This is a genomic window from Mycobacterium sp. HM-7 (assembly GCF_053852335.1).
Genome location: NZ_CM132657.1, coordinates 2128753 through 2151202 on the forward strand (window position 1 = coordinate 2128753; position 22450 = coordinate 2151202).

19 protein-coding genes, 2 tRNA genes and 1 pseudogene are annotated in these 22450 nt (G+C 66.4%); 15 read left to right on the forward strand and 7 right to left on the reverse strand.

The window, feature by feature from the left end; translation table 11 throughout:
* The first annotated feature begins 4 nt into the window (after positions 1-4).
* From ACWW1C_RS10215 to ACWW1C_RS10240, 6 genes and pseudogenes are all read left to right on the forward strand, one after another.
* A complete protein-coding gene (locus tag ACWW1C_RS10215; protein WP_455983324.1) occupies positions 5-1279 on the forward strand; it encodes a DUF7373 family lipoprotein in 1275 nt (424 codons plus the stop codon).
* Positions 1280-1357: 78 nt separating this feature from the next.
* The gene (locus tag ACWW1C_RS10220; RefSeq protein ID WP_455983325.1) at positions 1358-1984 is read left to right on the forward strand and encodes a dihydrofolate reductase family protein; all 627 of its coding nucleotides are present in this window, start codon (positions 1358-1360) and stop codon (positions 1982-1984) included.
* Positions 1981-2289, forward strand: a complete 309-nt coding sequence (locus ACWW1C_RS10225) for a hypothetical protein (RefSeq protein ID WP_455983326.1) — start codon at positions 1981-1983, stop codon at positions 2287-2289. The genes ACWW1C_RS10220 and ACWW1C_RS10225 overlap by 4 nt, the downstream gene beginning before the upstream one ends.
* A 33-nt stretch (positions 2290-2322) precedes the next feature.
* Complete coding sequence (locus ACWW1C_RS10230; protein WP_455983327.1) at positions 2323-2607, forward strand: hypothetical protein; 285 nt, start codon at positions 2323-2325, stop codon at positions 2605-2607.
* Positions 2608-2723: 116 nt separating this feature from the next.
* A pseudogene (locus tag ACWW1C_RS10235) lies at positions 2724-3198 on the forward strand (DIP1984 family protein).
* Between the two features lie 535 nt (positions 3199-3733).
* Complete coding sequence (locus tag ACWW1C_RS10240) at positions 3734-5746, forward strand: hypothetical protein (RefSeq protein ID WP_455983328.1); 2013 nt, start codon at positions 3734-3736, stop codon at positions 5744-5746.
* Between the two features lie 128 nt (positions 5747-5874).
* Here the strand turns inward: ACWW1C_RS10240 and ACWW1C_RS10245 are convergent, their stop codons facing one another.
* Entirely contained in the window at positions 5875-7089 is a 1215-nt protein-coding gene (locus tag ACWW1C_RS10245; RefSeq protein WP_455983329.1) for an MFS transporter, read from the reverse strand.
* Positions 7090-7163: 74 nt separating this feature from the next.
* Here ACWW1C_RS10245 and ACWW1C_RS10250 point away from each other — a divergent pair, with 74 nt between their 5' ends.
* The 5 genes from ACWW1C_RS10250 to ACWW1C_RS10270 all read left to right on the forward strand — a co-directional run bounded on the left by ACWW1C_RS10250 (position 7164) and on the right by ACWW1C_RS10270 (position 10966).
* A complete protein-coding gene (locus ACWW1C_RS10250) occupies positions 7164-8354 on the forward strand; it encodes a prolyl oligopeptidase family serine peptidase (RefSeq protein WP_455983330.1) in 1191 nt (396 codons plus the stop codon).
* 26 nt (positions 8355-8380) lie between these two features.
* Complete coding sequence (locus tag ACWW1C_RS10255) at positions 8381-9163, forward strand: fumarylacetoacetate hydrolase family protein (protein ID WP_455983331.1); 783 nt, start codon at positions 8381-8383, stop codon at positions 9161-9163.
* Position 9164: 1 nt separating this feature from the next.
* Complete coding sequence (gene gltX / locus ACWW1C_RS10260; protein ID WP_455983332.1) at positions 9165-10634, forward strand: glutamate--tRNA ligase; 1470 nt, start codon at positions 9165-9167, stop codon at positions 10632-10634.
* 127 nt (positions 10635-10761) lie between these two features.
* Positions 10762-10833: transfer RNA gene (locus ACWW1C_RS10265), tRNA-Gln, on the forward strand.
* A 60-nt stretch (positions 10834-10893) separates the two neighbouring features.
* Positions 10894-10966 (forward strand) — tRNA-Glu (locus ACWW1C_RS10270).
* Positions 10967-11020: 54 nt separating this feature from the next.
* Here the strand turns inward: ACWW1C_RS10270 and ACWW1C_RS10275 are convergent.
* The 3 genes from ACWW1C_RS10275 to ACWW1C_RS10285 all read right to left on the reverse strand — a co-directional run bounded on the left by ACWW1C_RS10275 (position 11021) and on the right by ACWW1C_RS10285 (position 14381).
* Positions 11021-12235, reverse strand: a complete 1215-nt coding sequence (locus ACWW1C_RS10275) for a DUF1501 domain-containing protein (RefSeq protein WP_455983333.1) — start codon at positions 12233-12235, stop codon at positions 11021-11023.
* A gap of 10 nt (positions 12236-12245) precedes the next feature.
* Positions 12246-13559, reverse strand: a complete 1314-nt coding sequence (locus ACWW1C_RS10280) for a DUF1800 domain-containing protein (protein WP_455983334.1) — start codon at positions 13557-13559, stop codon at positions 12246-12248.
* A 120-nt stretch (positions 13560-13679) separates the two neighbouring features.
* Positions 13680-14381, reverse strand: a complete 702-nt coding sequence (locus tag ACWW1C_RS10285) for an IclR family transcriptional regulator (RefSeq protein WP_267316889.1) — start codon at positions 14379-14381, stop codon at positions 13680-13682.
* Positions 14382-14456: 75 nt separating this feature from the next.
* Between ACWW1C_RS10285 and leuC the strand changes: the two genes are divergently transcribed.
* The 3 genes from leuC (at position 14457) to ACWW1C_RS10300 (ending at position 17413) form a co-directional block, all read left to right on the forward strand.
* A complete protein-coding gene (leuC, locus tag ACWW1C_RS10290) occupies positions 14457-15893 on the forward strand; it encodes a 3-isopropylmalate dehydratase large subunit (protein ID WP_455983335.1) in 1437 nt (478 codons plus the stop codon).
* Positions 15894-15905: 12 nt separating this feature from the next.
* Positions 15906-16499: a 3-isopropylmalate dehydratase small subunit gene (gene leuD / locus ACWW1C_RS10295; RefSeq protein ID WP_455983336.1), complete on the forward strand. Its 594-nt coding sequence runs from the start codon at positions 15906-15908 to the stop codon at positions 16497-16499.
* 248 nt (positions 16500-16747) lie between these two features.
* Positions 16748-17413 (forward strand): HU family DNA-binding protein, encoded by a 666-nt coding sequence (locus ACWW1C_RS10300; RefSeq protein ID WP_455983337.1) that lies wholly within the window; start codon positions 16748-16750, stop codon positions 17411-17413.
* Between the two features lie 70 nt (positions 17414-17483).
* Here ACWW1C_RS10300 and mutT1 read toward each other — a convergent pair whose 3' ends face one another.
* The 3 genes from mutT1 to cofC form a co-directional block, all read right to left on the reverse strand.
* Positions 17484-18413: an 8-oxo-(d)GTP phosphatase MutT1 gene (gene mutT1 / locus ACWW1C_RS10305; protein WP_455983338.1), complete on the reverse strand. Its 930-nt coding sequence runs from the start codon at positions 18411-18413 to the stop codon at positions 17484-17486.
* Positions 18414-18471: 58 nt separating this feature from the next.
* Entirely contained in the window at positions 18472-20664 is a 2193-nt protein-coding gene (locus ACWW1C_RS10310; RefSeq protein ID WP_455983339.1) for an RNA degradosome polyphosphate kinase, read from the reverse strand.
* 77 nt (positions 20665-20741) lie between these two features.
* The gene (cofC, locus tag ACWW1C_RS10315) at positions 20742-21407 is read right to left on the reverse strand and encodes a 2-phospho-L-lactate guanylyltransferase (protein ID WP_455983340.1); all 666 of its coding nucleotides are present in this window, start codon (positions 21405-21407) and stop codon (positions 20742-20744) included.
* Positions 21408-21469: 62 nt separating this feature from the next.
* On the opposite strand from cofC, the gene ACWW1C_RS10320 reads away from it, so the two are divergent.
* Positions 21470-22450, forward strand: a complete 981-nt coding sequence (locus ACWW1C_RS10320; protein ID WP_455984223.1) for an NAD(P)H-dependent glycerol-3-phosphate dehydrogenase — start codon at positions 21470-21472, stop codon at positions 22448-22450.

The window sequence follows — 22450 nt, forward strand, 5'->3', positions numbered from 1 at the left end:
GATCGTGGGGATCCGGAAGCTGGCACTCGCCGTGGCGACGTGTGCGTGCGTGGTGGCGAGCTGCTCGACGACCATCACGGGCACCTCGCGGTTCGGGGGCTCGCTGAGCGACCCCGAACCGGACGTCAGCCAGCTGAGGACCGGTAACTACCAGATCAAGCCGAGCACGCCGTTCTTCAGCGCCGGGCCCAATCCGCTCACGCAGTCGATCGTCGAATCGACCCGCATGGCCGAATACGTCGTCGGGCCTTGGGAAATCGACGCGTCGGTGACCAAGCCCGGCGCCATCGGGACCGGCACCATGACGTCGGAGTTCGGCGTCGACAACATCCTCGGGGTGTCCAAGGACAATGTGATGCAGGGCATTGCCAGGGCGCACAACCTGGCCGCCGGGTTCGGGTCGTACCGGTCATCTGGGACACGGGACTCTGACCTGGAAATCCAGAACGCGGTCCTGATGTTCCCCGATGATGCCCAGGCCGCGGCGGCCGCGGGCGAGTTCACCGCGCAGTTCGGCCCCGTCGTGGCCACTCCGTTCCAGCCATATCCGGTCCAGATCTCGGTCGGCACGGGCACGGTGCCGGCGGTCGGCGTGGATTACGGCACCGGGGCCAGTGGCGTCGCGGCGTACACGGCGCAGGGACGTTTCGTGCTGTATCAATTCGTGAGCGCGAAAGCCACCAAGTTGACCAAGGCGCCGCTGCGGGCTCAGCTGCTGACGTCCGACCTGCTCGGCAGGCAGCAATCGCTGATCAAGAGTTTCGTGCCGACCGAACAGGCGAAACTCGCTGACCTGCCCAAAGATCCGAGCGACGACCAGTTGCTGTCGAAGACCATCACCACTCCAGATCGGCAGCAGGGAGTACTGATCGGGACTTGGCGACCGCGGGCGTGGCTGCATTTCGAATCCGATCCGGTGAGCATGACTACCCAGTTCGAGCGCGCCGGCGTCCAATGGGTGACGCAGCGGTGGGGCAGGGTCTACCAGGCACCCAATGCGGATTCGGCAGCGCAGCTGCTGGACTCCACCAGCGCCTTGATCATGAAGAATCCGGACGTGCAGCTGGCCGGCCCGGTGCCGGGGTTCCCCGGCGCGCAGTGTTTCGAGCATCTTCACGACTATGCGCAACCGGACGCAACCGTGACATGGCGCATCCTGGGGTGGCACTACAGCTGCCTCGCACGCACCGACCGTTTTGTGTTCCAGGTCTTCGCCGATGACGAAACCGCTGTGGACCAACAGATTTCGGCACAGTACCGGGTGCTGTCCGGGAAGTAGCCGGTAGCTCCGATGAGTTTCGCGGAGTCCGATGGTCTACCTCACCAACAGACACCATCGACTTGTCAGGAGCTAGAAATGGGCCAGATCCACCTCGCGTTGTTCGCCACTCTCGACCTCGTCGGGCAGGCGCCCGGCGGGCCAGGAGAGGACTCCGACGGCGGGTTTCCATTCGAAGGATGGCAGGCGCCGCTGATCGACGAGGTGTCGGGGGAGCAGGTCGGCGCTGCGTACGAAGGCACCGACGCGTTACTGCTCGGCCGGCGGACGTACGACATCTTCGCGGGCTACTGGCCGCACCAGGACGACGAATTCGCCGACATGTTCAATCGCATCCCCAAGTACGTCGCCTCCCGCGGCGAGCCCGACCTGTCGTGGTCCGGATCGACGCAGATCGGCGCCGATTTGGTGGCCGAAGTGCGTGCGATCCGCGAGCGGCACGAGCACGTCAAAGTGGTCGGAAGTTTGAATTTCGTACAGACCTTGTTGCGCGAAAAACTATTTGATCGCATCGACCTTTGGGTGCATCCTGTGGTCTTGGGGGTCGGCAAGAAGGTGTTCGACGGCGGCGCGGTGCCGTCGAATCTGACGCTGCTCGCGCCTGCGGTGTCGAGTCCGGCGGGAATTGTGTACCTGCAGTACGGGTTGGCCGGGGGCGTGCCGGCGACGGGGGATATGAGTGCACCGGATCGAGGGAACGTTTGACTGGTAGGAACTGGACCCGCGGCGTGCTCGCCGGTGCGGTCGTCGGGGGCATCGGTTGGGGGCTGCTGGCCGTCGACGCGGTGAGCGTGTCGAGCGATGACGCGTATATGGGCGGGGGTGGTGGAATGAAATTGCCTGTTGCGGTTGTTATTTCATTGTTATGCCTGGTGGCTGCCGTAGTGCTGCCCCCTGCGCGGGTATCGCGCACGGTGGCCGTCGCGCTGGTGGTGGCACCCGTGAGCGGTTGGTTCGTGGTCGGACTGCTGTACCTGCAGGCCGTCGCGATAGTGGCGATAGGGCGGTGAGCGGCGGCTCGCCGGCGTCTGGAGGGGGTACGCATGTCCTTCGAGCATGAGAGCTTGCTCGACCCACTCACCGAGCGGAAGGTCGATCCGCGGTATCTCCTCGGTGGTTATCTCCTCGGGCTGTTCGCGATGTCGCTCGCACCCTTGATGTTCTACTGGCTCTTCGCGCCCGTCGGCGCGCTGTTCGTCGCCGCAGTGGCGGTGCTGGCCGCGACGGTGCGGCCACGGTTTGACGATGCGGCATGCGGTGCATTCTTCGCGGCGGTGTTCGGTGCGGTGGCGATACTCGTATTGTCGTTTGTCGTCGCTCAGCGCTGACGGGTTCCCGCGGGCTCGCCGCTGAAAATGCGTTGCGGGACAACTGCATTCCGCTCATCATGGTTCGGGCCAAGGAAGATTCTGCTTGACCGGTGTCGCCAGAAGCGAGGTGAATCATGAAATTGGCGGAAGCTTTGTCGTTGCGCGAACGCAGTTCGTCGCATGGAGCAGCTGCGTGTGCGCGTCGTGGGTAACGCCCGGTTCCAGGAGGGTGAAGAGCCCGCTGAGGACGCCGCAGCGCTACTCGTCGAGATCGACAGCGCGCTGGGCGATTACGGATCCCTGATCCGGCGGATCAATCGGACCAACGCGGCCAGCTCGGCCGGGCTCGACGGCACGCTGACCGACGCGCTCGGCCGGCGTGACGCGCTGCGGCTGCGGTACCACGTCCTGAGCACGGCGGCGGATGCGGCCGCGGGGGCGGGCGCCAACCAGTACGGCCACTCGCGGCAGCTGCGCTCGGAGCTGAAGATGTTGTCCGCCTTGTTCGTTGGTGACCTGCGGTCGCAGGCAGATCAGGCTGCGCAGGAGTTGCGCGAGCTTGACGTCCGGATTCAGAAGGCGAACTGGGAGATCGAGCTGCTGGACTGACAGCGGCATGGTGTAGCAGGTAGTTGTCGCGGAGGCGTGCACAAACCTCAAACGGCTCCAAACCGTTCCAGTCGCACGGAGGGCAGTGCAATGGGTTCAATTCCCACATCACATCGCAGCCCAGAAATGCGTACAGGTGACAGAGCACGAGGCACATCGCATCACCACGTGCAGATCTACGACAACGAGGGTGGGTAAGGGGTTACACCTCCAATGGTCGAGATGCGTTTCAACGCCAGGGCACGGAGACGTGATCGGCCAGATTCGGCTGCGTCTGTGACGGGAACTACTGTGACGGATGCGCTGAAAGTGACTGGCAGTCAGGGCTTTCTGTGCGTCGCTATGTGCGGGCTATGGGTTGATGAGAATGCCGTTCATGGCCTGGCAGGAGTGCGGAGACTGCGTAGCCTTTAGTTGTGCTCAGTAGTTCTGGTGGGCCTGAATGCCGGCCGGAACCAGCGGGTACTTGTATCCGGAATCGCGCGGGTCGGGAGCGCCGCGACGACGGCCACCCGTCGTAGTTGAGGAGGTCGACATGACGACTTTCAGTTCCCCGCCCATTCACGTTGTTCCGCCCCCTGCACCCACATCGCGGTGGCGCAGGCTCATTCCACGGACCCACCGGCGAAAGGCGGCCGTGGCCGCTGGTGTGGCGGTAGTGCTCGTGGCGGGTGTGCTGGGCGCGTCGTACGAAGCAGCACCGGGCGGCATCCTCTGGGGCGTCGACAAGACGGCGTTTCCCGGGCATGCGCAGGAGGTCGCGCTGACCGCAATCGTCAACGATCTGAAGGCGGCACAGGGCATCCTCGGCAGTGGGCAACAGCCGACGCCCGATCAGCTGACGGCCGCGCGCACATCACTCAACGAAGCCAAGCAGGGTTTGGACTACCTGTCACCCTCAGCTCAACGGACCAGCCTGCAGAACCTCTATTTGCAGCTGACCCAACAGCTTCTGCAGGACACACCCGATTCGGCCCAGCAGCTGCCGGCGTTGCCGGCACCGGCCGCCGAGCCTCAGGCGGTAGATCCGGGCAGCGCACCTCAGGCACCCGACGTGGCCTTGATGAGCGCTTCCGCGCCCACGTGGGGATACCAGGACTCAGCCGATGGCTCGGCTCCCATCGACCAGATGTCCGACACTTTCGTGCCGCCGCCACCCGATGTGCCCGCCGCCCCGGCGGCCGATTGGTCGCCGCCCGTCGATCCTCCGGCGACACCGAATCTGCAGGACCTCGGCTACTACGACCCGTCTTGGGGGCAGCTCTACGGCTACAACTCCGACAATTGGTACAACTACGACCTCGGTGGCTACAACCAGTACGGGTACGACTTCCTCGGTTTCGACCGGTGGGGTTACGACCGCTGGGGCTACGACCGGTGGGGTTACGACCGCTGGGGTTACAACTGGGCGGGCTACAACTGGTCGGGTTATGACCGCGACGGCTGGGATCGGGGCGGCTGCAACGAATGGGGCCAGCGCCGTGACCATCCCGGGGACCCGCGCAACCAGGCTTGGTACAACGACCACCACCCCTACGTGCAGTACTACCAGTGGAAGTTCCGGCACGACGATCCGGTGTACGGACGCACGCAATGGGATCAGGCCCATGGATTCAACCCGAATCAGTACCAGAACTGGAACATGAACCGGGACTGGCACGACCCGCGGAACCGTGATTGGGCGCCGCCGGCCACTGCCGTCAGTGCCACGCACTCGATAACGGATGTGACCGCCCATGTGTCGTCTCCGGTGGTGAATCTCAATGTCTCACTGGCACAGTTCATCTCGAATGACAAAGCGACGAGCACCTCGGGTCGTCTGCTGAAAGACCTCTCGGACAAGCCGGCCCGGGATGTCACCAAAGTCCTCGACTCGACCACTACAGATGCCGGGATGCAGGCGCCGTCGACACCGGGACTGCACTCCGCCAGTGCGGTGGCCGACCACTCGACACCGGCGGCGCCACCGGCGTTGACGGCATCGGTGCCGACGGCACCGCCATCGAAGGTGCCGGCCGGGTTCACCGCGCCCAAGCTGGCCGCGGTGCCGCCGCCCGCGCCGGCCAAGTCGCAAGAAAAGCCGAGCGCGGCATCGGATGATCGGGTGCATGGGCCTGGGCCGAGCGCCTCGCCGAGCGCGATGGTGCCCGTGCCGAAGGTAGACGCACCGGATGCGATCGTGCCACCGAATGGTGCTGTCTCACCGTCGGCCGAGCCGAAAGCGCTGACACGGCCGGCGCCGGAAGCAGCCCCGCCGAGCCACGCCGCGGAAACACCCCAGGCCAATCCTGTTCCACCGAAACCGGTTTCAGGGCCGCCGGCGAACCCGGTGAGACACGCCCCACAGCAATCGGTGTCACGGCCGCCCGTGAAGCGTGCGGCGGTGCCTGAACCCACGGCGTCCGAAGCCCCCGTGCGCGAAGCCCCGGCTCCGGTCCGGCAGGCTCCGCCGCCCCCGGTGCACGAGGCGCCGCCTGCTCCGGCGCCGCGTCCGGCGCCCGCGCCGCGGGGTGCCACGTGCCCGCCGCCCATGTGCCCGGCGGGATAAACCTCTGCCGTCGGTTTCGGTTGGATGACCCGTATCCGGTACGTGATGTCAACGGCGATATCGCGTTCCGGATACGTTTGCGCCCGAAGGCTGCGCTGACGATGCCCCGCCGCGCTGTCCGGGCCCGGTCAGTTCGGCGACGGAGCGGGAACGGGCTTGGCGCGCAACGGGTCTGCGGCGACCGGCACCAGGGGTACGGCCAGCACCGGGAACAGTGCGCACACCGCGAACGCGGCCGGGAATCCGAAGACTCCGATCAAGGCGCCGAACGCCGGCGGCACGATGCCTGCCGTCAACAGCTGCGTCGTGTTCTGCATACCCAACGCCCGACCGCTCCAGAACGGGCCGGCGATTTCGGCAATCGCGGTGAAGGACAACCCGTTATCGGTCACGGTCACCACCGATGCCACCACCATCACGAAAACGGCCACCGGCCAGTGCAGGTAGTCGCACAGTGCCAGCAGCCCCATCGTGACGCCGGCCAAGACGGCGATCACCCGCACCGGATGCAGTCGCGAGCCGGTCAGATCCGACCACCGTCCGGCGCCGATTCGCCCTGCGGCACCGCATAATTGGGCCACTGTCACCATGGTGCCTGCCGCGCCGGCCGACCAGCCGTGCGATGTCATCAGCCACACCAGCGAGAAGGTCCACACCAGACACTGCGGCACGACCAGCAGCACCGACACGGCATGGATACGCGCCAGCACCGACGATCCGCGGTACGGATTGGCCAGATCGGTTGCGGGGGCGGAGGATCGGGGCGGCCGGGGCGGATCGATGACGCCCACGACGGTCACGACGGCAGCCACCAGACAGGCGATGGCGGGGAACAACAGCGCCGCGGACACACCTGACGACTCGGCCAGTCGCGGAATCACCAAGGCGCCCAGTCCAACCCCCAGTGGCTGTGCCGTCTGGCGGATGCCCATCACCAAACCGCGTTGCTCCGGCGGGAACCAGCCGACCACCAACCGACCGCTGGCGGAGTTGGAACTGGCGGCTGCCATGCCGCCCAGCAGCAGGAAGGCTCCCACGGCCACCAACGTGTCGGCCCAGGCCGCGGCGAACGCCGCAATCGACGTCAGGAGCGCGCCGGCTGTGAGCACGAATCGTTCACCGACCCGGTCGACCACCCAGCCCCACGCGATCAGCGTCAGGACCATGCCGAAGCTCGGCATGGCGGAGACGAGGCCGGCGCGCGACAGGTCGAGTCCGCGTTCGCCGTGCAGCGTCGGGATCAGGAAGGCGGCCCCGTTGATGAACACGTTGGCGCACATCGTCGAGCCGAGGGCGATCACCAGCATCGACCAGCGGCGGGCGACTGAGACGTTGGTGACCATGGCTTCATGGTGCCACCGCACTTCTCAAGATATGAATCCAATTCTCATGATATGAGATGGCTACAGTCCTGGGTATGGCTCAGCGGGCGAATCTCTCTCGGCTCACGGCGGCCTTCGCCGTCGGCTTGGCGCTGGTGACGGCACCGATGCCCACAGCGTGGGCAGCCGCGCCCAATTGGTCAGGGCTGGACGCCCGGGCATTCTGGAACCCGGTACCGCCGCCGGGCGCGCTCCTCCGGACCGTCCCGCTCGATCCGGCCTTGTCGGTCGCCGGTGCGGCACGCGCCTACCGAATCCTGTATTCGACCACCGACCAACACAATTCGCCCGCGGTGAGCACCGGAGTGGTCTTCGTGCCCAAAGGTCAAGCGCCCCAGGGCGGGTGGCCCGTCATCGCCTGGGCGCACGGCACCGTCGGCCTCGGCGACGACTGCACGCCCTCGGCGCAGCCGCGTAGCGCACGTGACAACGAGTACCTGAGCCACTGGCTGAGTGAGGGTTACGTCGTCGTCGGTTCCGACTACACGGGACTCGGTACCCCTGGCCTGATGAGCTACCTCAACAGCGTCGCGACCGCGCACGCCATCATCGACTCGGTGATCGCCGCGCACCAGATGGACCTGCCGCTGTCACCGAAATGGGCACTGGTCGGTCAGTCCCAGGGCGGCGCGGCGGCGGTCGCGAGCGCGCGCTGGGCCACCGACTTCAGCAAGGGGACGGGCCTGGACTACCGCGGCGTCGTCGCGACCGGCACGCCGGCCAACATCGACGACGTCGTCATCACAGCAGGTCCCGACATGGTGCTGCCGCCGGGGCTGGGGCCCATTGCATCGGCCTATACCGCTTACATCCTCGCTGGGTTCCGAGAGCTTCGTCCGGACGTCAACAGTGTGCTCACGCCGGCCGGCCTGACCGGTGCCGGCCAGGCCGAGACATTGTGCACCGCACCTCTGAGTGCCGCACTGGCAGGAATCACGCCGCCGGAGTTCTTCTCCGCCGCGCTTGCGTCGCTACCGGATATGCGCCGCGCGCTGGCCGACTTCATGGGCACGCCGATCACCGGCTACGACCGGCCGATCTTCCTGGGCGTGGGCCTCAAGGACCGTGACGTGCCGCCGTCGTCGACGCTGAAGTTCGCCGATCAGCTGAAAGCCAACGGCCAGGATGTGGCGCTGTACGTCTATCCCGAGGATGACCACTCCAGCACCGTGCTGACCTCGATGGCGGACTCCACTCCGTTCCTTCAAGCCCAGTTCGCGGGCTGACCAGGGGCCCTCATTAGGCTGGACGGATGCGTCTAGGTCGAATTGCCAGTCCAGACGGTGTCGCTTTTGTCGTGATCGAGGGCGACCCGAACTCCGATGCGGTCTGCAAAGAAATCGCCGAGCAGTACCTGTCCCGCAACCCCACCTTCACCGGACGCTCGTGGCCGCTGGCCGACGTCCGGCTGCTGGCGCCGATCCTGGCCAGCAAGGTGGTCTGCATGGGCAAGAACTATGCGGCGCACGCCCGTGAGATGGGTAGCGAGCCGCCCGAGGATCCGGTGATCTTCCTCAAGCCCAACACCGCGATCATCGGGCCGAACATCCCGATCCAGCTGCCCGCCGACGCCAACCCGGTGCATCACGAGGGCGAACTGGCAGTGGTCATCGAACGGCCGGGCAAGGACATCCCGGCCGCCAAGGCCAAGGACTACATCCTCGGCTACACCATCGCCAACGATGTTTCGGCACGTGATCAGCAGAAGAAGGACGGCCAGTGGATGCGGGCCAAGGGACACGACACGTTCTGCCCGGTCGGACCCTGGATCGAGACCGCCGTCGACCCCGCAGACCTCGACATCCGGACCGAGGTGAACGGTGAGAAGCGTCAGGACAGCAACACCGCGCTGCTGCTGCACGACGTCGGCGCCATCGTCGAATGGGTCTCGGCCGTCATGACACTGCTGCCCGGCGACATCATCCTCACCGGAACCCCTGAGGGGGTCGGCCCGATCGAGGACGGCGACACCGTCAGCGTCACCGTCGAGGGCATCGGTACCCTCTCCAATCCCGTTGTACGTAAAGGAAAATAACGTGACGACACCTGTCCGCGTTCGCTTCTGTCCGTCACCGACCGGCACCCCGCACGTCGGTCTGGTCCGCACCGCGCTCTTCAACTGGGCCTACGCGCGACACACGGGCGGCGACTTCGTCTTCCGGATCGAGGACACCGACGCCGCACGCGACAGCGAGGAGAGCTACAACGCGATCCTCGACGCGCTGCGCTGGCTCGGGCTGAACTGGGATGAAGGCCCCGAGGTCGGCGGCCCCTACGAGCCGTACCGGCAGTCGCAGCGCAGTGACCTCTACCGGGACGTGATCGCGAAACTGCTTGCCGCAGGCGAGGTTTACGAGGCCTATTCGACGCCCGAAGAGGTCGAGGCCCGGCATCTCGCGGCCGGTCGCAACCCCAAGCTGGGTTACGACAACTACGACCGCAACCTCACCGCCGAGCAGAAGGCCGCCTTCGAGGCCGAGGGCCGAAAGCCGGTGCTGCGCCTCAAGATGCCCGACGCGGACATCACGTGGGTTGACCTGGTGCGTGGCGAGACGACGTTCGCCGCCGGTGTGGTCCCGGACTTCGCGATCACCCGCGCGAGCGGAGATCCGTTGTACACGTTGGTCAATCCGGTCGACGACGCGCTGATGAAGATCACCCACGTGCTGCGCGGAGAGGATTTGCTGCCGTCGACGCCGCGGCAGATCGCGCTGTACCAGGCGCTGATCCGCATCGGTGTCGCTGACGCGGTGCCCCAGTTCGCCCACCTGCCAAGCGTTCTCGGCGACGGCAACAAGAAGCTGTCCAAGCGCGACCCGCAGTCCAACCTGTTCCTGCACCGCGATCGCGGATTCATCCCCGAGGGCCTGCTGAACTATCTGGCATTGCTGGGCTGGGGCATCGCCGACGACAACGACATCTTCAGCCTCGACGAGATGGTGGTCGCCTTCGATGTGGCCAACGTCAACTCGAACCCGGCGCGCTTCGACCAGAAGAAGGCCGACGCCATCAACGCCGAGCACATCCGCCGACTCGCGCCTGCGGATTTCGCGCAACGACTCGACGCGTTCCTGAAGCAGCACGGTCACGACACCACGTTGGACGACAAGGGTTTCGCCGCGGCGGCCGAGTTGATCCAGACCCGCATCGTCGTCCTCGGCGACGCGTGGGACCTTGTGAAGTTCTTCAACGACGACGCGTACGTGATCGACGAGAAGTCGGCGGCCAAGGAGCTCAAGCCCGAGGCTGCCGAGGTCCTGGACGCCACGCTGAGTGCCTTGGCGGATGTCCGTGAATGGAACACCGCCAACATCGAGGCCGCGCTCAAGGCGGCGTTGCTCGACGGGCTGGAACTCAAGCCGCGCAAAGCGTTCGGTCCCATCCGCGTGGCGGTCACCGGCGCGGCCGTCAGTCCGCCGCTGTTCGAGTCGATGGAACTCCTGGGTGCCGACCGCAGTCTGGCCCGGATTCGCGCGGCGCGAGAGGCGCTTGGGGCGGGGGTGTAAAAAGCACCCCCAAATGTTTGGTAATGTGCTCGTCGGCCCGAAAAGTGAAAACGAGGTCCCGGAGACGGAACCAAGGTGACACGGATTGGGTCGAGAAGGCCTCTGACCTGCGGTTATTGGCTTTCAATGGGGTATGGTGTAATTGGCAACACTAGGGATTCTGATTCCCTCATTCTAGGTTCGAGTCCTGGTACCCCAGCTGCCGGAGCGATTAGGTCAGCAAGCTCACTTGAGCTAAGCTGACGCTCCGGAAGTTCTGGCCCCCGTCGTCTAGCGGCCTAGGACGCCGCCCTCTCACGGCGGTAGCGTGGGTTCGAATCCCATCGGGGGTACGTACGAACGCCGGACCTGACAACAGGTCCGGCGTTTTGTCTTTCTCGGGGTAACTAACTGCGGCCGGCCAGGAATCCGATATCCCGCCGTCCGCGGCCGACCGACGGCTCCGGATCCGCGCCGAGGGTGCGGGACAGCAGTTCGTGATAAACGTCACGGAAATCGACGGTGGTCTTCAGATCGCCGTCGGCAAGGTCGGTCAGGCTCGGCTCGTCGCCGTAGAAGCCGCCCTTGACGGGAGTGCCGGCGATGAACACCGGACCCGACGTGCCGTGGTCGGTGCCCTGTGAGGCGTTGGCCGCGACCCGCCGCCCGAATTCGGAGTACATCAGCACCACGACATTGCGGCCGTACGGCGAGCCTTGGAGCTTGTGGAAGAAGGGCGTCAGGGCGTCGTCGAGAGTCTTGAGCAACGCCTGCTGAGGAGCGCGCTCGTCGGCGTGCGTATCGAAGCCCAGCAGCTGCGTCATGTACACCTGCGTCGGCACCCCGGCTCGGATGCAGCGGGCCACCAGCTCGAGGTCGCTGGCCAACTGGTTGTCTGCCTGGCCGATGGTCTGCAGGCGGCCGTTGATCACCGGCGCGAAGCGGCTGTTGGTGGAGTGGTTGGCCCGGTAGGACTCGCACACCTGGCTCATGGCGGTGGTGTCGTGCGGGTCGTCGGTGCTGAGCGCGGCCAAGGTCCGGGCGACATCGGGCGGGATGGCCGGCACAAAGTCGGAAAGCGATGCCGCGACGTGCTTTTGGCCGACAGCCAGAGGCGGGAGCACGGTGCCGATGTTGACGGCCCGGATCGGATCGTCGCCGGTGGTGTCCAGCCAGCGGCCGATCCAGCCGCTGGTGACCGCGTCGACGGGATTGGCGGTCTGCCAGATGTCCATGGAGCGGAAGTGGCTGCGATCGGGCTTCGGGTAGCCGACGCCGCGCACGATCGCGAGCTTGTTGGACTGCCACAGCTTCGACATCCCGGTGAGCGCGGGGTTGAGCCCGAACGCCGGGTCCAGGTGGAGCACTTCCTCGGGCTTGTAGGCGAGCTCGGGCCGGGCGTCGTGATAGGCGTTGTCCGCGTAGGGGATAACGGTGTTGAGGCCGTCATTGCCGCCGTAGAGCGTGACGATCACCACGATGCCCTGGTTGGTTTGCAGCGGACGGTCCTGACCCTCGCGGAGTAGGTCGGGCAGGGTCACCGCGGCGACGCCGCCGAGCAGACCGGCGGCGCCGGCCCCGGCGCTGGCGATCAAGAATTTGCGGCGATTGAACTCGGGCATCGGGATCTCTTCAGGACGTCACGTATTCGGGGGTGATGACGGCCGCTGCCACCAGCCGGTGTGGATCGGAGACCAACGGTTTGAGCGCGGCCGCCGAGCGATCCGACCAGGCGCCGATCCCGAACAGGTAACCGACGCCGTCGATCCGCTCACTGGACGACATCTTCTCGACCGCGCTGATATCGCTGAGGGCCAGTAGCCGGTTCGCGGCCCAGACCCGGGCCGCGGCGCTGTTCGTCGACAACCAGAGCTGCCCGCGGGGCCAGCCGCCGACGTCCGGCGGATAGAACGGACGCTGGCCCATGACCCGCAGTACCTGGTCGAGGTCGGCGAGGACGTGCTCGTCGTCGAGCGGAACCGCCAGCGACCGGACGATGCCCATCAACCATTCCACTGGCGTGCTGACGAGGGTGCCGGAGGCCTTGGTGAATTCGGGATCGAGCACGACGGCCTTGGTCAGCGCCTTGAGATCTCGGTTCGCGCCGTAAGCGGCGACCAGGCGGGTCACGGTGTCGGGGGAGGCCGGCTGGTCCGACGCCAGCAGGCGCCAGAGGGTTCCGGCGACGAACGCGGCGGACGCGGGCTGACGCAGCACGATGTTGCAGAAGTCGGTGTCGGTGAGATTGCCGGTGACACCGAGCACAGTCTTGACGGACTCGTCGTGATGTTCGGCGTAGACGGCGGTGCTGCCGTCAGGTCGCAGGTGCCGCCCGGTGAGGGTCTTGGCGCCCTCTTTCACGTCGATCTCGGTGTAGCCGTTGGCATGTCCCATGGTGAAAAGCTCCATGAACTCCCGGGACAGGTTCTCGTTGGGGGCGGCGGCGGTGTTGACGTCACCGTCCAGCCAGTGCAGCATCGCCCCGTCCGTGAGCATGGCCCACGCGAGGCTGCCGAAGTCGCCGAGCTTGAGCGTGCGCAGCTTCTCGTTCTGCTCACCCATCAGCTGCGCGGCGTTGACCTTCTCGGCCGAGGTGGCAAAGTGGTTGTGCCACAGCAAGGTCAGCTTCTCGTGGATCGGCTGTTGCACCGCCGCCATGCGGCGCAACCACCAGCCCGACAGCTCCTGCATGCGGGCCACGAGTTCCTGGCCGAAGTTGGCGATCTCGGTGGCCGACGCACCCGACGGCGGGTACTGCGGGATCGCGGATTTCGGCATGGGGGTCGCGACGGCGCCCGGGTCGGCGTTCGGATCGAGGCTCAGCACCCAGTCGAGGTAGGCCGACCAGTCCTGCTTGACGACGGCGTCCACCTGGGCTCCGGTGGTGCCGAAGCCCGTGCGGCGCAGCATCCGTGCGGTTGCCAGCCACTGCGGTGGCTGCGACACGATGAAACCTACTTTCCTACAGCGGTACGTACCGGCGCGGCCGGGGCCACTTAGGAACTTAGGTGATCGGCGCCGCCGTCGTCACCGTATGCAGCGGATTCAAAGGTTTGCTGGTTTGTGTCACAGGCGGCGGGTGAGCGCTTCGGCGGCGGCCAGCAGATCGCTCGCCCAGCGCACGCCGGGGCGGCGGCCCATCCGGTCGATCGGCCCGGATACCGAAACCGCGGCGATCACCGCGCCGCGGTTGTCCCGCACGGGTGCCGAGACGCTGGCCACACCAGGTTCGCGTTCGGCCGCGCTCTGCGCCCAACCCCGCCGGCGGACCTCGGCCAGCACCCGGTCGGTGAACTTCGCCGTCGGCAGCACCGCCTGCTGGGTCGCGGGATCGCTGTACGCCAGCAGGACTTTGGCGCCGGAGCCGGCGGTCATGGGCAGCCGGCTGCCGACCGGCACGGTGTCGCGCAAGCCGGACGGTGGTTCGAGGGCCATGACGCAGACACGCGCCATGCCTTCGCGGCGATAGAGCTGCACGCTCTCGCCGGTGATCTCCCGCAGCCGGGGGAGCACCGCGCCCGCCGCGCTCAGCAGTGGATCGTTGACCTGGCCCGCGAGTTCGGTCAATGCCGGGCCGAGTCGCCACCGTCCTTCGTTGTCGCGGGCCAGAAGTCGGTGGACCTCGAGGCCTGCGGCCAGTCGGTGGGCGGTCGCCCGGGGCAGCCCGGTGCGGGCGCACAGTTCGGCCAGTCCGCACGGTGACTCGGCCACTGAATGCAGCACACCCACCGCTTTGTCGAGGACGCCGATGCCGCTATCCTGTCTCACAGGGAGATACTAGCGTCTCGCATTGTGAGACGGTAGGCCAGCCTCCCTGGGTATCGCGGAAGGAACTGCACAGTCATGACGAACAAGCCACGCACCATGGCGGAGAAGGTCTGGGCGGACCATGTGGTGGTCGAGGGCGCCGGCGAAGGCGCTGCCCGCGAACCCGATCTCATCTATATAGATCTGCATCTGGTGCATGAGGTCACCAGCCCACAGGCATTCGACGGTCTGCGCCTGGCGGGTCGCCCGGTGCATCGCCCGGACCTCACCATCGCCACCGAGGACCACAACGTCCCGACGATCGACATCGACAAGCCGATCGCGGATCCCGTGTCGCGCACCCAGGTTGAGACGCTGCGCCGCAACTGCGCTGAATTCGGCATCCGTCTGCATCCGATGGGTGACGCGCAGCAGGGCATCGTGCACATCATCGGCCCGCAGCTGGGGCTCACCCAGCCCGGCATGACGGTGGTGTGTGGTGACAGCCACACCTCGACACACGGCGCCTTCGGCGCGATCGCGATGGGCATCGGCACGTCCGAGGTCGAGCATGTGCTGGCCACCCAGACGTTGCCGCTCAAGCCGTTCAAGACCATGGCGGTCAACGTCGACGGCGAATTGCCGCCCGGCGTCAGTGCAAAGGACATCATCCTCGCCGTGATCGCCAAGATCGGTACCGGCGGCGGACAGGGCCACGTCATCGAATACCGCGGCAGCGCCATCGAATCGCTGTCGATGGAAGGTCGCATGACGATCTGCAACATGAGCATCGAAGCCGGTGCCCGCGCCGGCATGGTGGCGCCTGACGAGACGACGTTCGAATTTCTCAAGGGTCGCGCGCACGCGCCGCAGGGTGCGGATTGGGATGCCGCGGTGGCGGCCTGGACGCAGTTACGTACTGACGAGGGTGCCGAATTCGACACCGAGGTGTACCTCGACGCGGCCAGCTTGAGCCCGTTCGTCACCTGGGGTACCAACCCCGGACAGGGTGTGCCGCTGTCCGCGAATGTGCCGGATCCAGAACAGATGTTCGATGAAGGCGACCGCCAGGCCGCTGAAAAAGCGTTGGCCTACATGGACCTTCGGGCCAATATGCCGATGCGGGACATCGCGGTGGACACCGTGTTCGTCGGTTCCTGCACCAACGGCCGCATCGAAGATCTGCGCGTGGTGGCAGACGTGCTGCGTGGCCGCAAGATCGCCGACGGCGTACGGATGCTGGTGGTGCCCGGTTCGATGGCGGTGCGCGCACAGGCTGAATCAGAGGGTCTGGGAGAGGTTTTCACCGCCGCCGGCGCCGAATGGCGGCAGGCGGGATGCTCGATGTGTCTGGGCATGAACCCGGATCAGCTGGCTCCGGGGGAGCGCAGCGCCTCGACATCCAACCGGAATTTCGAAGGCCGCCAAGGCAAGGGCGGCCGCACCCACCTGGTGTCACCTGCCGTCGCCGCCGCCACCGCGGTGCGCGGAACCCTGTCCTCACCCGCTGACTTGAGCCCAGTTCTGAGCTAGGAGCGCATCATCATGGAAGCTTTCCACACCCACACCGGAATCGGCGTTCCGCTGCGCCGGTCGAATGTCGACACCGACCAGATCATTCCCGCGGTGTACCTGAAGCGGGTCACCCGAACGGGTTTCGAGGACGGACTGTTCGCCGGATGGCGCACCGATCCGTCGTTCATCCTCAACCTCCCGCCGTTCGATCGCGGCTCGGTTCTGGTCGCCGGCCCTGATTTCGGCACCGGCTCATCACGCGAACACGCGGTGTGGGCGTTGATGGATTACGGATTCCGGGTCGTCATCTCGTCGCGCTTCGCAGATATTTTTCGCGGAAATTCTGGCAAGGCCGGATTGCTCGCCGCGGAGGTCGCGCAGGACGATGTCGAACTGCTCTGGAAGCTCATCGAGCAGAATCCGGGGCTGGAAATCACTGTGAATCTTCAAGATCGGAATTTGACCGCGGGAACGGTCGTGCTGCCCTTCAAGATTGACGATTACACCGCATGGCGGCTGCTCGAAGGTCTTGACGATATAGGCCTTACGCTGCGGAAACTCCCGGAAATTGAAGCATTCGAGGCGGCCCGGCCGAGCTACAAGCCGCGCACTCTGCCGGCCTGACCAAGGTGCTCCGCAGGTCCCTTCCGAGGGCCTGCGGAGCAATTTCGGCACTCGGGCGCAGCTCGAATCCCTGCCCCCGCAACCAGGTTCGAAAAACCTGTGAACCACTCCCAAGTGGGCCAACCGGATTGCCGAATTCGGCCATAGCTATGCCCGAAACTGGGCGTGGCTCTTGGAAATCGGCGGGTACTGGGTTTACCGTGTGCATTAGTCGGTCCACCCAGGGCCACTGAAATCGGAGGTTTTGGATGAACAAAGCAGAACTCATCGATGCCCTGACAGAGAAGTTGGGCACCGATCGTCGTCAGGCCACCGCGGCCGTCGAGCACATTGTGGACACCATCGTTCGCGCCGTGCACAAGGGCGAGAGCGTCACCATCACCGGCTTCGGCGTCTTCGAGCAGCGTCGCCGTGCCGCCCGCGTCGCGCGCAACCCGCGCACCGGTGAGACCGTCAAGGTGAAGCCGACGTCGGTTCCGGCTTTCCGTCCGGGCGCTCAGTTCAAGGCTGTCGTGGCTGGCGCGCAGCGCCTTTCGGCTGACGGCCCCGCCGTGAAGCGCGGCGCTACCGCAGCTCCGGCCAAGCGCGGCGCTGCCAAGAAGGCCGCTCCCGCCAAGAAGGCCGCTCCGGCCAAGAAGGCTGCTGCCACCAAGGCTCCGGCCAAGAAGGCTGCTCCGGCCAAGAAGGCCGCTCCGGCCAAGAAGGCCGCTCCCGCCAAGAAGGCCGCTGCCACCAAGGCTCCGGCCAAGAAGGCTGCTCCGGCCAAGAAGGCTGCTGCACCGGCCAAGAAGGCCGCTCCCGCCAAGAAGGCCGCTCCCGCCAAGAAGGCTGCTGCACCGGCCAAGAAGGCCGCTCCGGCCAAGAAGGCCGCTCCGGCCAAGAAGGCCGCTCCCGCCAAGAAGGGCCGCCGCTAAGCCCTATCCGATAGGTCCGACTCGGACACGCCGTGGATCAACCGATCCACGGCGTGTCTGTGTGTGAGGCCTAGCGCTTCGTCGGCAGTGGGCTGCCGAGGTGATCGGCGGCGATCAGCGCGTCACCGTGGAATGTCAGCACCCACATGCTGCCCTTGCGATTACGCGACTTGTCGGGCCGGATGCCGCTGCGTTCGCACCACCAAGAAATCAGGTCCGGGATCACCTCGCCCTGGGTGCAGATGACGGGGACTGTTTCGCCGTCGCTTTTCGCGGCAATCTTCACCACCCGCTTCCGTGCCGCACCGGCATCCGCCGCATAGGCCTCTGCAGTGAGTGCGGGCTCGTCCCGGATCTGGACACCGAGCTCCTGTGCCAGCGGTTCCATCGTCTGGTGGCACCGGGTCCGCGATGCCGCGTAGACGTCGCTGGCGCCGAAGGCGAGCAGTTGGCCGACAAGCGATTCCGCTTGTGCCCGGCCCTTCTTGTCGAGCGGCCGCAGCCGATCGTCGCCCTTGTACCGGTTCTTGCGCCCCGCGGTGGCGTGCCGGACGATCAGGACCGTGCGGGTATCGGCAGGTCGACGGATGAAGCGCCGCAGTACCTTTCGATCATGGGGGTACTGCAGCCGGAGCATGGCGTCGGCAACCGGTAGCCAATCGAGCTTGTCCGCTTCGGCATTGGGGCTGAACTCACCACCGGTCGTGCGGGCCGCCCAGTAGCGGACCTTCTTGGTGCCGTACTCCAGGGGATAGGTGACGGACGCCAGCCGGCGGCCCAGTACCGACTCATAGCCGGTTTCTTCCAAGACTTCGCGCACGGCGGTAACCGGTTCGGTCTCACCGGGATCCACTTTGCCCTTGGGTAGTGACCAGTCGTTGTAACGCGGGCGGTGGATGACGGCGATCAGCGGATCGCCGGATTCACCGGGGCGCCACAACACCGCCCCGGCCGCGAACACCGGCGTCGCGGGGGCGTCGTGCGCCGTCTTGTTCGGCACCTGTGCTCCTGGGTGTGGTTGTCGGGATCAGGTTTTCGCGGTGCGTCGGCTGCGAAAACTACGGTGTCCGGTGCCGCTCCATGATCGACACCTGGTGATCCCGCACCTTCTCGCCTTCCCGTGGGAACGCTGTCCAGTGCCCGTCGGGACCCAGCTCCCAGCAGCGGGTGGCCGGATCCATCGCGGAATCGAACACCCCGCTCAGTTCTTCGGTCAGTCTCGGGTCCTTCACCTGTGCCATCACCTCGACGCGACGGTCGAGATTACGATGCATCATGTCGGCACTGCCGATCCAGAATTCATTGATGGCGTTGAAGTGAATAACGCGTGAATGCTCAAGGAAGCGGCCGAGAATCGAGCGCACCACGATGTTCTCGGAGAATCCTTCTTCGCCCGGCCGCAGCGCGCAGATACCGCGCACCACGACCTCGACGCGTACCCCAGCCTGCGACGCCCGGTACAGCGCGTCGATGACCTGCTCGTCGACCAGGGCGTTCATCTTCATCCGGATACGGCCGTCGCCGCCGGCCCGCTTGGCCTCGATCTCGCGTTCGATGCGCTCGATGATGCCGCGCCGCACACTGTGTGGGGCGACGAGCAGGTTGCGATACGACACCTTGCGTGAGTAGCCGGTCAAGGAGTTGAACAGATCGGTAAGGTCCGCGCCGATCTCCGGCGAGGCGGTCAGCAGACCCACGTCTTCGTACAGGCGCGCGGTTTTCGGGTTGTAGTTGCCCGTACCCACGTGGCAGTAGCGGCGAATGGTCGAGCCCTCGCGCCGCACCACCAGCGCCGTCTTGCAGTGAGTCTTGAGCCCGATGAGCCCGTACACCACGTGCACGCCCGCCTGCTCCAGCGCGCGGGCCCACTTGATGTTGGCTTGCTCGTCGAACCGGGCCTTGATCTCCACCAGTGCCACCACCTGCTTGCCGGCCTCGGCGGCATCGATCAGAGCATTGACGATCGGGGAGTCGCCCGAGGTGCGGTACAGGGTCTGCTTGATGGCCAACACATTCGGATCGGCGGCGGCCTGCTCGATGAAACGCTGCACCGTCGTGGAGAACGAGTCGTACGGGTGGTGCACCAGTACATCCCCGTCGCGGAGCGTCGAGAAGATGCTCTTCGGGGTCTCGCGTTCGCCGAACGCCGGGGGAGTGGCCGGCACGAACGGCCGGTCCTTCAGGTCGGGCCGGTCCACGCCGTAGATCTGCCACAGCGACGAAAGATCCAGCAATCCAGGAACTTCGATCACGTCGCCCGGGTGCACGTCCAGCTCGCGCAGCAACAGGTCGAGCATGTTCTCGGTCATGTCGGTGGCGACCTCGAGTCGCACCGGCGAGCCGAACCGGCGGCGCGCCAACTCACGCTCCAGCGCCTGCAGCAGATCCTCGTCGCGGTCCTCTTCGACTTCGAAGTCGGCGTTGCGGGTGATCCGGAACGCGTGGTGCTCGACGATCTCCAGCCCAGGGAACAGCACCGGCAGGAACGCCGCGATGAGCTCTTCCATCGGAAGGAAACGCACCCGGGACTTCACGCCGTCCCCCGTCGTCCCCGGGTCGGGCAGCTCCACGAACCGATCGACGTTGTCCGGCACCTTGATTCGGGCGAAGTGCTGGGTGCTGTCGCCGGGATTCCGCACGGTGATGGCGAGGTTGATGCTCAGGCCGCTGACGAACGGGAACGGGTGCGCGGGGTCGACGGCCAGTGGCGTCAGCACCGGGAACACCTGGTCGTGGAAATACGTCGACAGCTTGGACTGCTCGTGCTCGTCGAGCTCGCTCCAGTTGACGATCGTGATGCCCTCTTCGGCCAGCGCGGGCCGCACCACCTCTCCGAACACGGCGGCGTGCCGGGTCGAGATCTGCTGGGTGCGTTCACCGATCCGGCGCAGCTGTTCGCGTGGCGACAGGCCGTCCGCCGACCGGACCGACAGACCGGTCTCGTCGCGGCGCTTCAGCCCGGCCACCCGAACCATGTAGAACTCATCGAGATTCGACGCGAAGATCGCCAGGAACTTGGCCTGCTCCAACAGCGGCAGCGAGCGGTCGGCAGCGAGCGCCAACACCCGGGCATTGAAGTCCAGCCAGCTCAGCTCGCGGTTGAGGTAACGGTCATCGGGTAACGCGCCGTCCGTTGGATCCGCGGTGGCCGCGGGTAGCGGTTCCGGGTCGGAGTCGATAGCCGCCCGTGGCGGCGGGCCGTTGACTGAGTCCCGTTCGGACTGCATTGATCGGGTGTCGGCTTCGGTCACCCAGACGATCATTCCCTATCGGAAGGGCACAGGCCACATGGTTGGTGAACGCCGTTGATCGGACCGCGGGGCCGCCATCACCGAGTTGCGCCGACGATGCGGGTCGTGGCCGGGCCGACGCCGATCCTGCGCGCCGTCTCCAGATCGTCCGGGGTGTCGATGTCGCAGCGCAGCCCCGGCCAGTCGCCCGACAGTTCGACCGCACCCGAATCGGCATGGCGCCGTGCGGAATCGGCACCGAACTCGGGTACCAGCGGGGCGCCGAACGCGAAGAGTGCCGCGGTGCCGGTGCGGTGCCGGTCGGCGATGAAACTGCGGGCATGGCGGCTGGCGCCGGCGATGGCCTCGGCCAGTTCGACGGTGCGCAGCGCAGGCAGGTCGCCTTGCAACACCGCGATGTTCGTCACGCGGTCCCGCAGCGCCCGCTCCGTGGCGGCGAGCGCGTGATTCAGCGGATCGGGGTGTCCGGCCGGAGTGGGGTCCAACAGCACGTCGGCACCGAGCTCGCGCACGGCGGCGGCGGCGTCGGCGTCCGGGGTGACGACGGTCACGGAGCCGACGGCCGGCACGGCCAGCGCCGCGGTGATGGTGTCGAGGAGCATCGCCAGCACCACCTGCTCGCGCAGATCGCCGGCGAAAACCGGGGCCAGTCGCGTCTTGGCCGCGGCCAGCCGTTTCACCGCGATGATCAACCCGAGACCGCCGGCACCGCCGGTCGTTTCCACACTCGGGTCACCGCTCATGACCGCCATACTGCCAAAGCGTCGGCGGGGCTACTGTTGACGCCGTGGTGGAGGCAGCGGTGATGGGTGCCGGCGCGTGGGGGACGGCACTGGCGAAAGTCCTGGCGGACGCGGGCAACAACGTGACGTTGTGGGCGCGCAGCGCGGAGGTGGCGCGCGAGATCAACGAGACCCACCGGAACTCGAAATACCTCGGTGACCGGGCACTCCCGGCGTCCGTCAAGGCGACGGCGGACCCCGCCGAGGCGCTGACGGGCGCCTGCACGGTGCTGTTGGCCGTGCCGTCGCAGACGCTGCGCACCAATCTGACCGCGTGGACCGGCCATCTCGGTGGCGACACCACGCTCGTCAGCGTGGCCAAGGGCATCGAACTCAACAGCCTGTTGCGCATGAGCCAGGTGATCGTCCAGGTGACAGGTGCCGATCCGAGCCGGGTCGCCGTGCTCAGCGGACCCAACCTGGCCAGTGAGGTGGTCGACGAGCAGCCCGCCGCCACCGTCATCGCGTGCACCGACTCCGGTCGCGCGGTCGCGTTGCAGCGCGCGTTCGCCACCGGTTACTTCAGGCCGTACACCAACGCCGACGTGATCGGTGCCGAGGTCGGCGGGGCCTGCAAGAACGTCATCGCACTGGCCTGCGGGATGGCGGCGGGCGCCGGCTTCGGTGAGAACACCGCCGCGGCGATCATCACCCGCGGCCTGGCCGAGATCATGCGATTGGGAATCGCGCTCGGCGCCAAGGGCGTAACGCTGGCCGGGCTGGCCGGCGTCGGCGATCTGGTCGCCACCTGCACGTCGCCGCAGTCCCGCAACCGCAGCTTCGGCGAGCGTCTGGCCCGCGGCGGCACCATGGAATCGGCGATGGCGGCGGCGAGTGGCAAGGTCGCCGAGGGCGTCACGTCCTGCCAGTCGGTGCTGGCGCTGGCCGAGAGCTACGACGTGGAGATGCCGCTGACCGACGCCGTGAACCGGGTGTGCCACAAGGGTTTATCGGTGGACCAGGCGTTCGCGCTGGTGCTCGGCCGCAGCACCAAGCCGGAGTGA

What these genes read in the sequence shown, in the direction of transcription:
- ACWW1C_RS10220 (WP_455983325.1), top strand. Translation starts at nt 1,358, where the DNA reads ATGGGCCAGATCCACCTCGCGTTGTTCGCCACTCTCGACCTCGTCGGG.
- leuC (WP_455983335.1), top strand. Translation starts at nt 14,457, where the DNA reads ATGACGAACAAGCCACGCACCATGGCGGAGAAGGTCTGGGCGGACCAT.
- ACWW1C_RS10240 (WP_455983328.1), top strand. Translation starts at nt 3,734, where the DNA reads ATGACGACTTTCAGTTCCCCGCCCATTCACGTTGTTCCGCCCCCTGCA.
- ACWW1C_RS10255 (WP_455983331.1), top strand. Translation starts at nt 8,381, where the DNA reads ATGCGTCTAGGTCGAATTGCCAGTCCAGACGGTGTCGCTTTTGTCGTG.
- cofC (WP_455983340.1), bottom strand. Translation starts at nt 21,407, where the DNA reads ATGAGCGGTGACCCGAGTGTGGAAACGACCGGCGGTGCCGGCGGTCTC.
- ACWW1C_RS10320 (WP_455984223.1), top strand. Translation starts at nt 21,470, where the DNA reads ATGGGTGCCGGCGCGTGGGGGACGGCACTGGCGAAAGTCCTGGCGGAC.
- leuD (WP_455983336.1), top strand. Translation starts at nt 15,906, where the DNA reads ATGGAAGCTTTCCACACCCACACCGGAATCGGCGTTCCGCTGCGCCGG.
- ACWW1C_RS10275 (WP_455983333.1), bottom strand. Translation starts at nt 12,235, where the DNA reads ATGCCCGAGTTCAATCGCCGCAAATTCTTGATCGCCAGCGCCGGGGCC.
- ACWW1C_RS10230 (WP_455983327.1), top strand. Translation starts at nt 2,323, where the DNA reads ATGTCCTTCGAGCATGAGAGCTTGCTCGACCCACTCACCGAGCGGAAG.
- ACWW1C_RS10300 (WP_455983337.1), top strand. Translation starts at nt 16,748, where the DNA reads ATGAACAAAGCAGAACTCATCGATGCCCTGACAGAGAAGTTGGGCACC.
- ACWW1C_RS10250 (WP_455983330.1), top strand. Translation starts at nt 7,164, where the DNA reads ATGGCTCAGCGGGCGAATCTCTCTCGGCTCACGGCGGCCTTCGCCGTC.
- ACWW1C_RS10245 (WP_455983329.1), bottom strand. Translation starts at nt 7,089, where the DNA reads ATGGTCACCAACGTCTCAGTCGCCCGCCGCTGGTCGATGCTGGTGATC.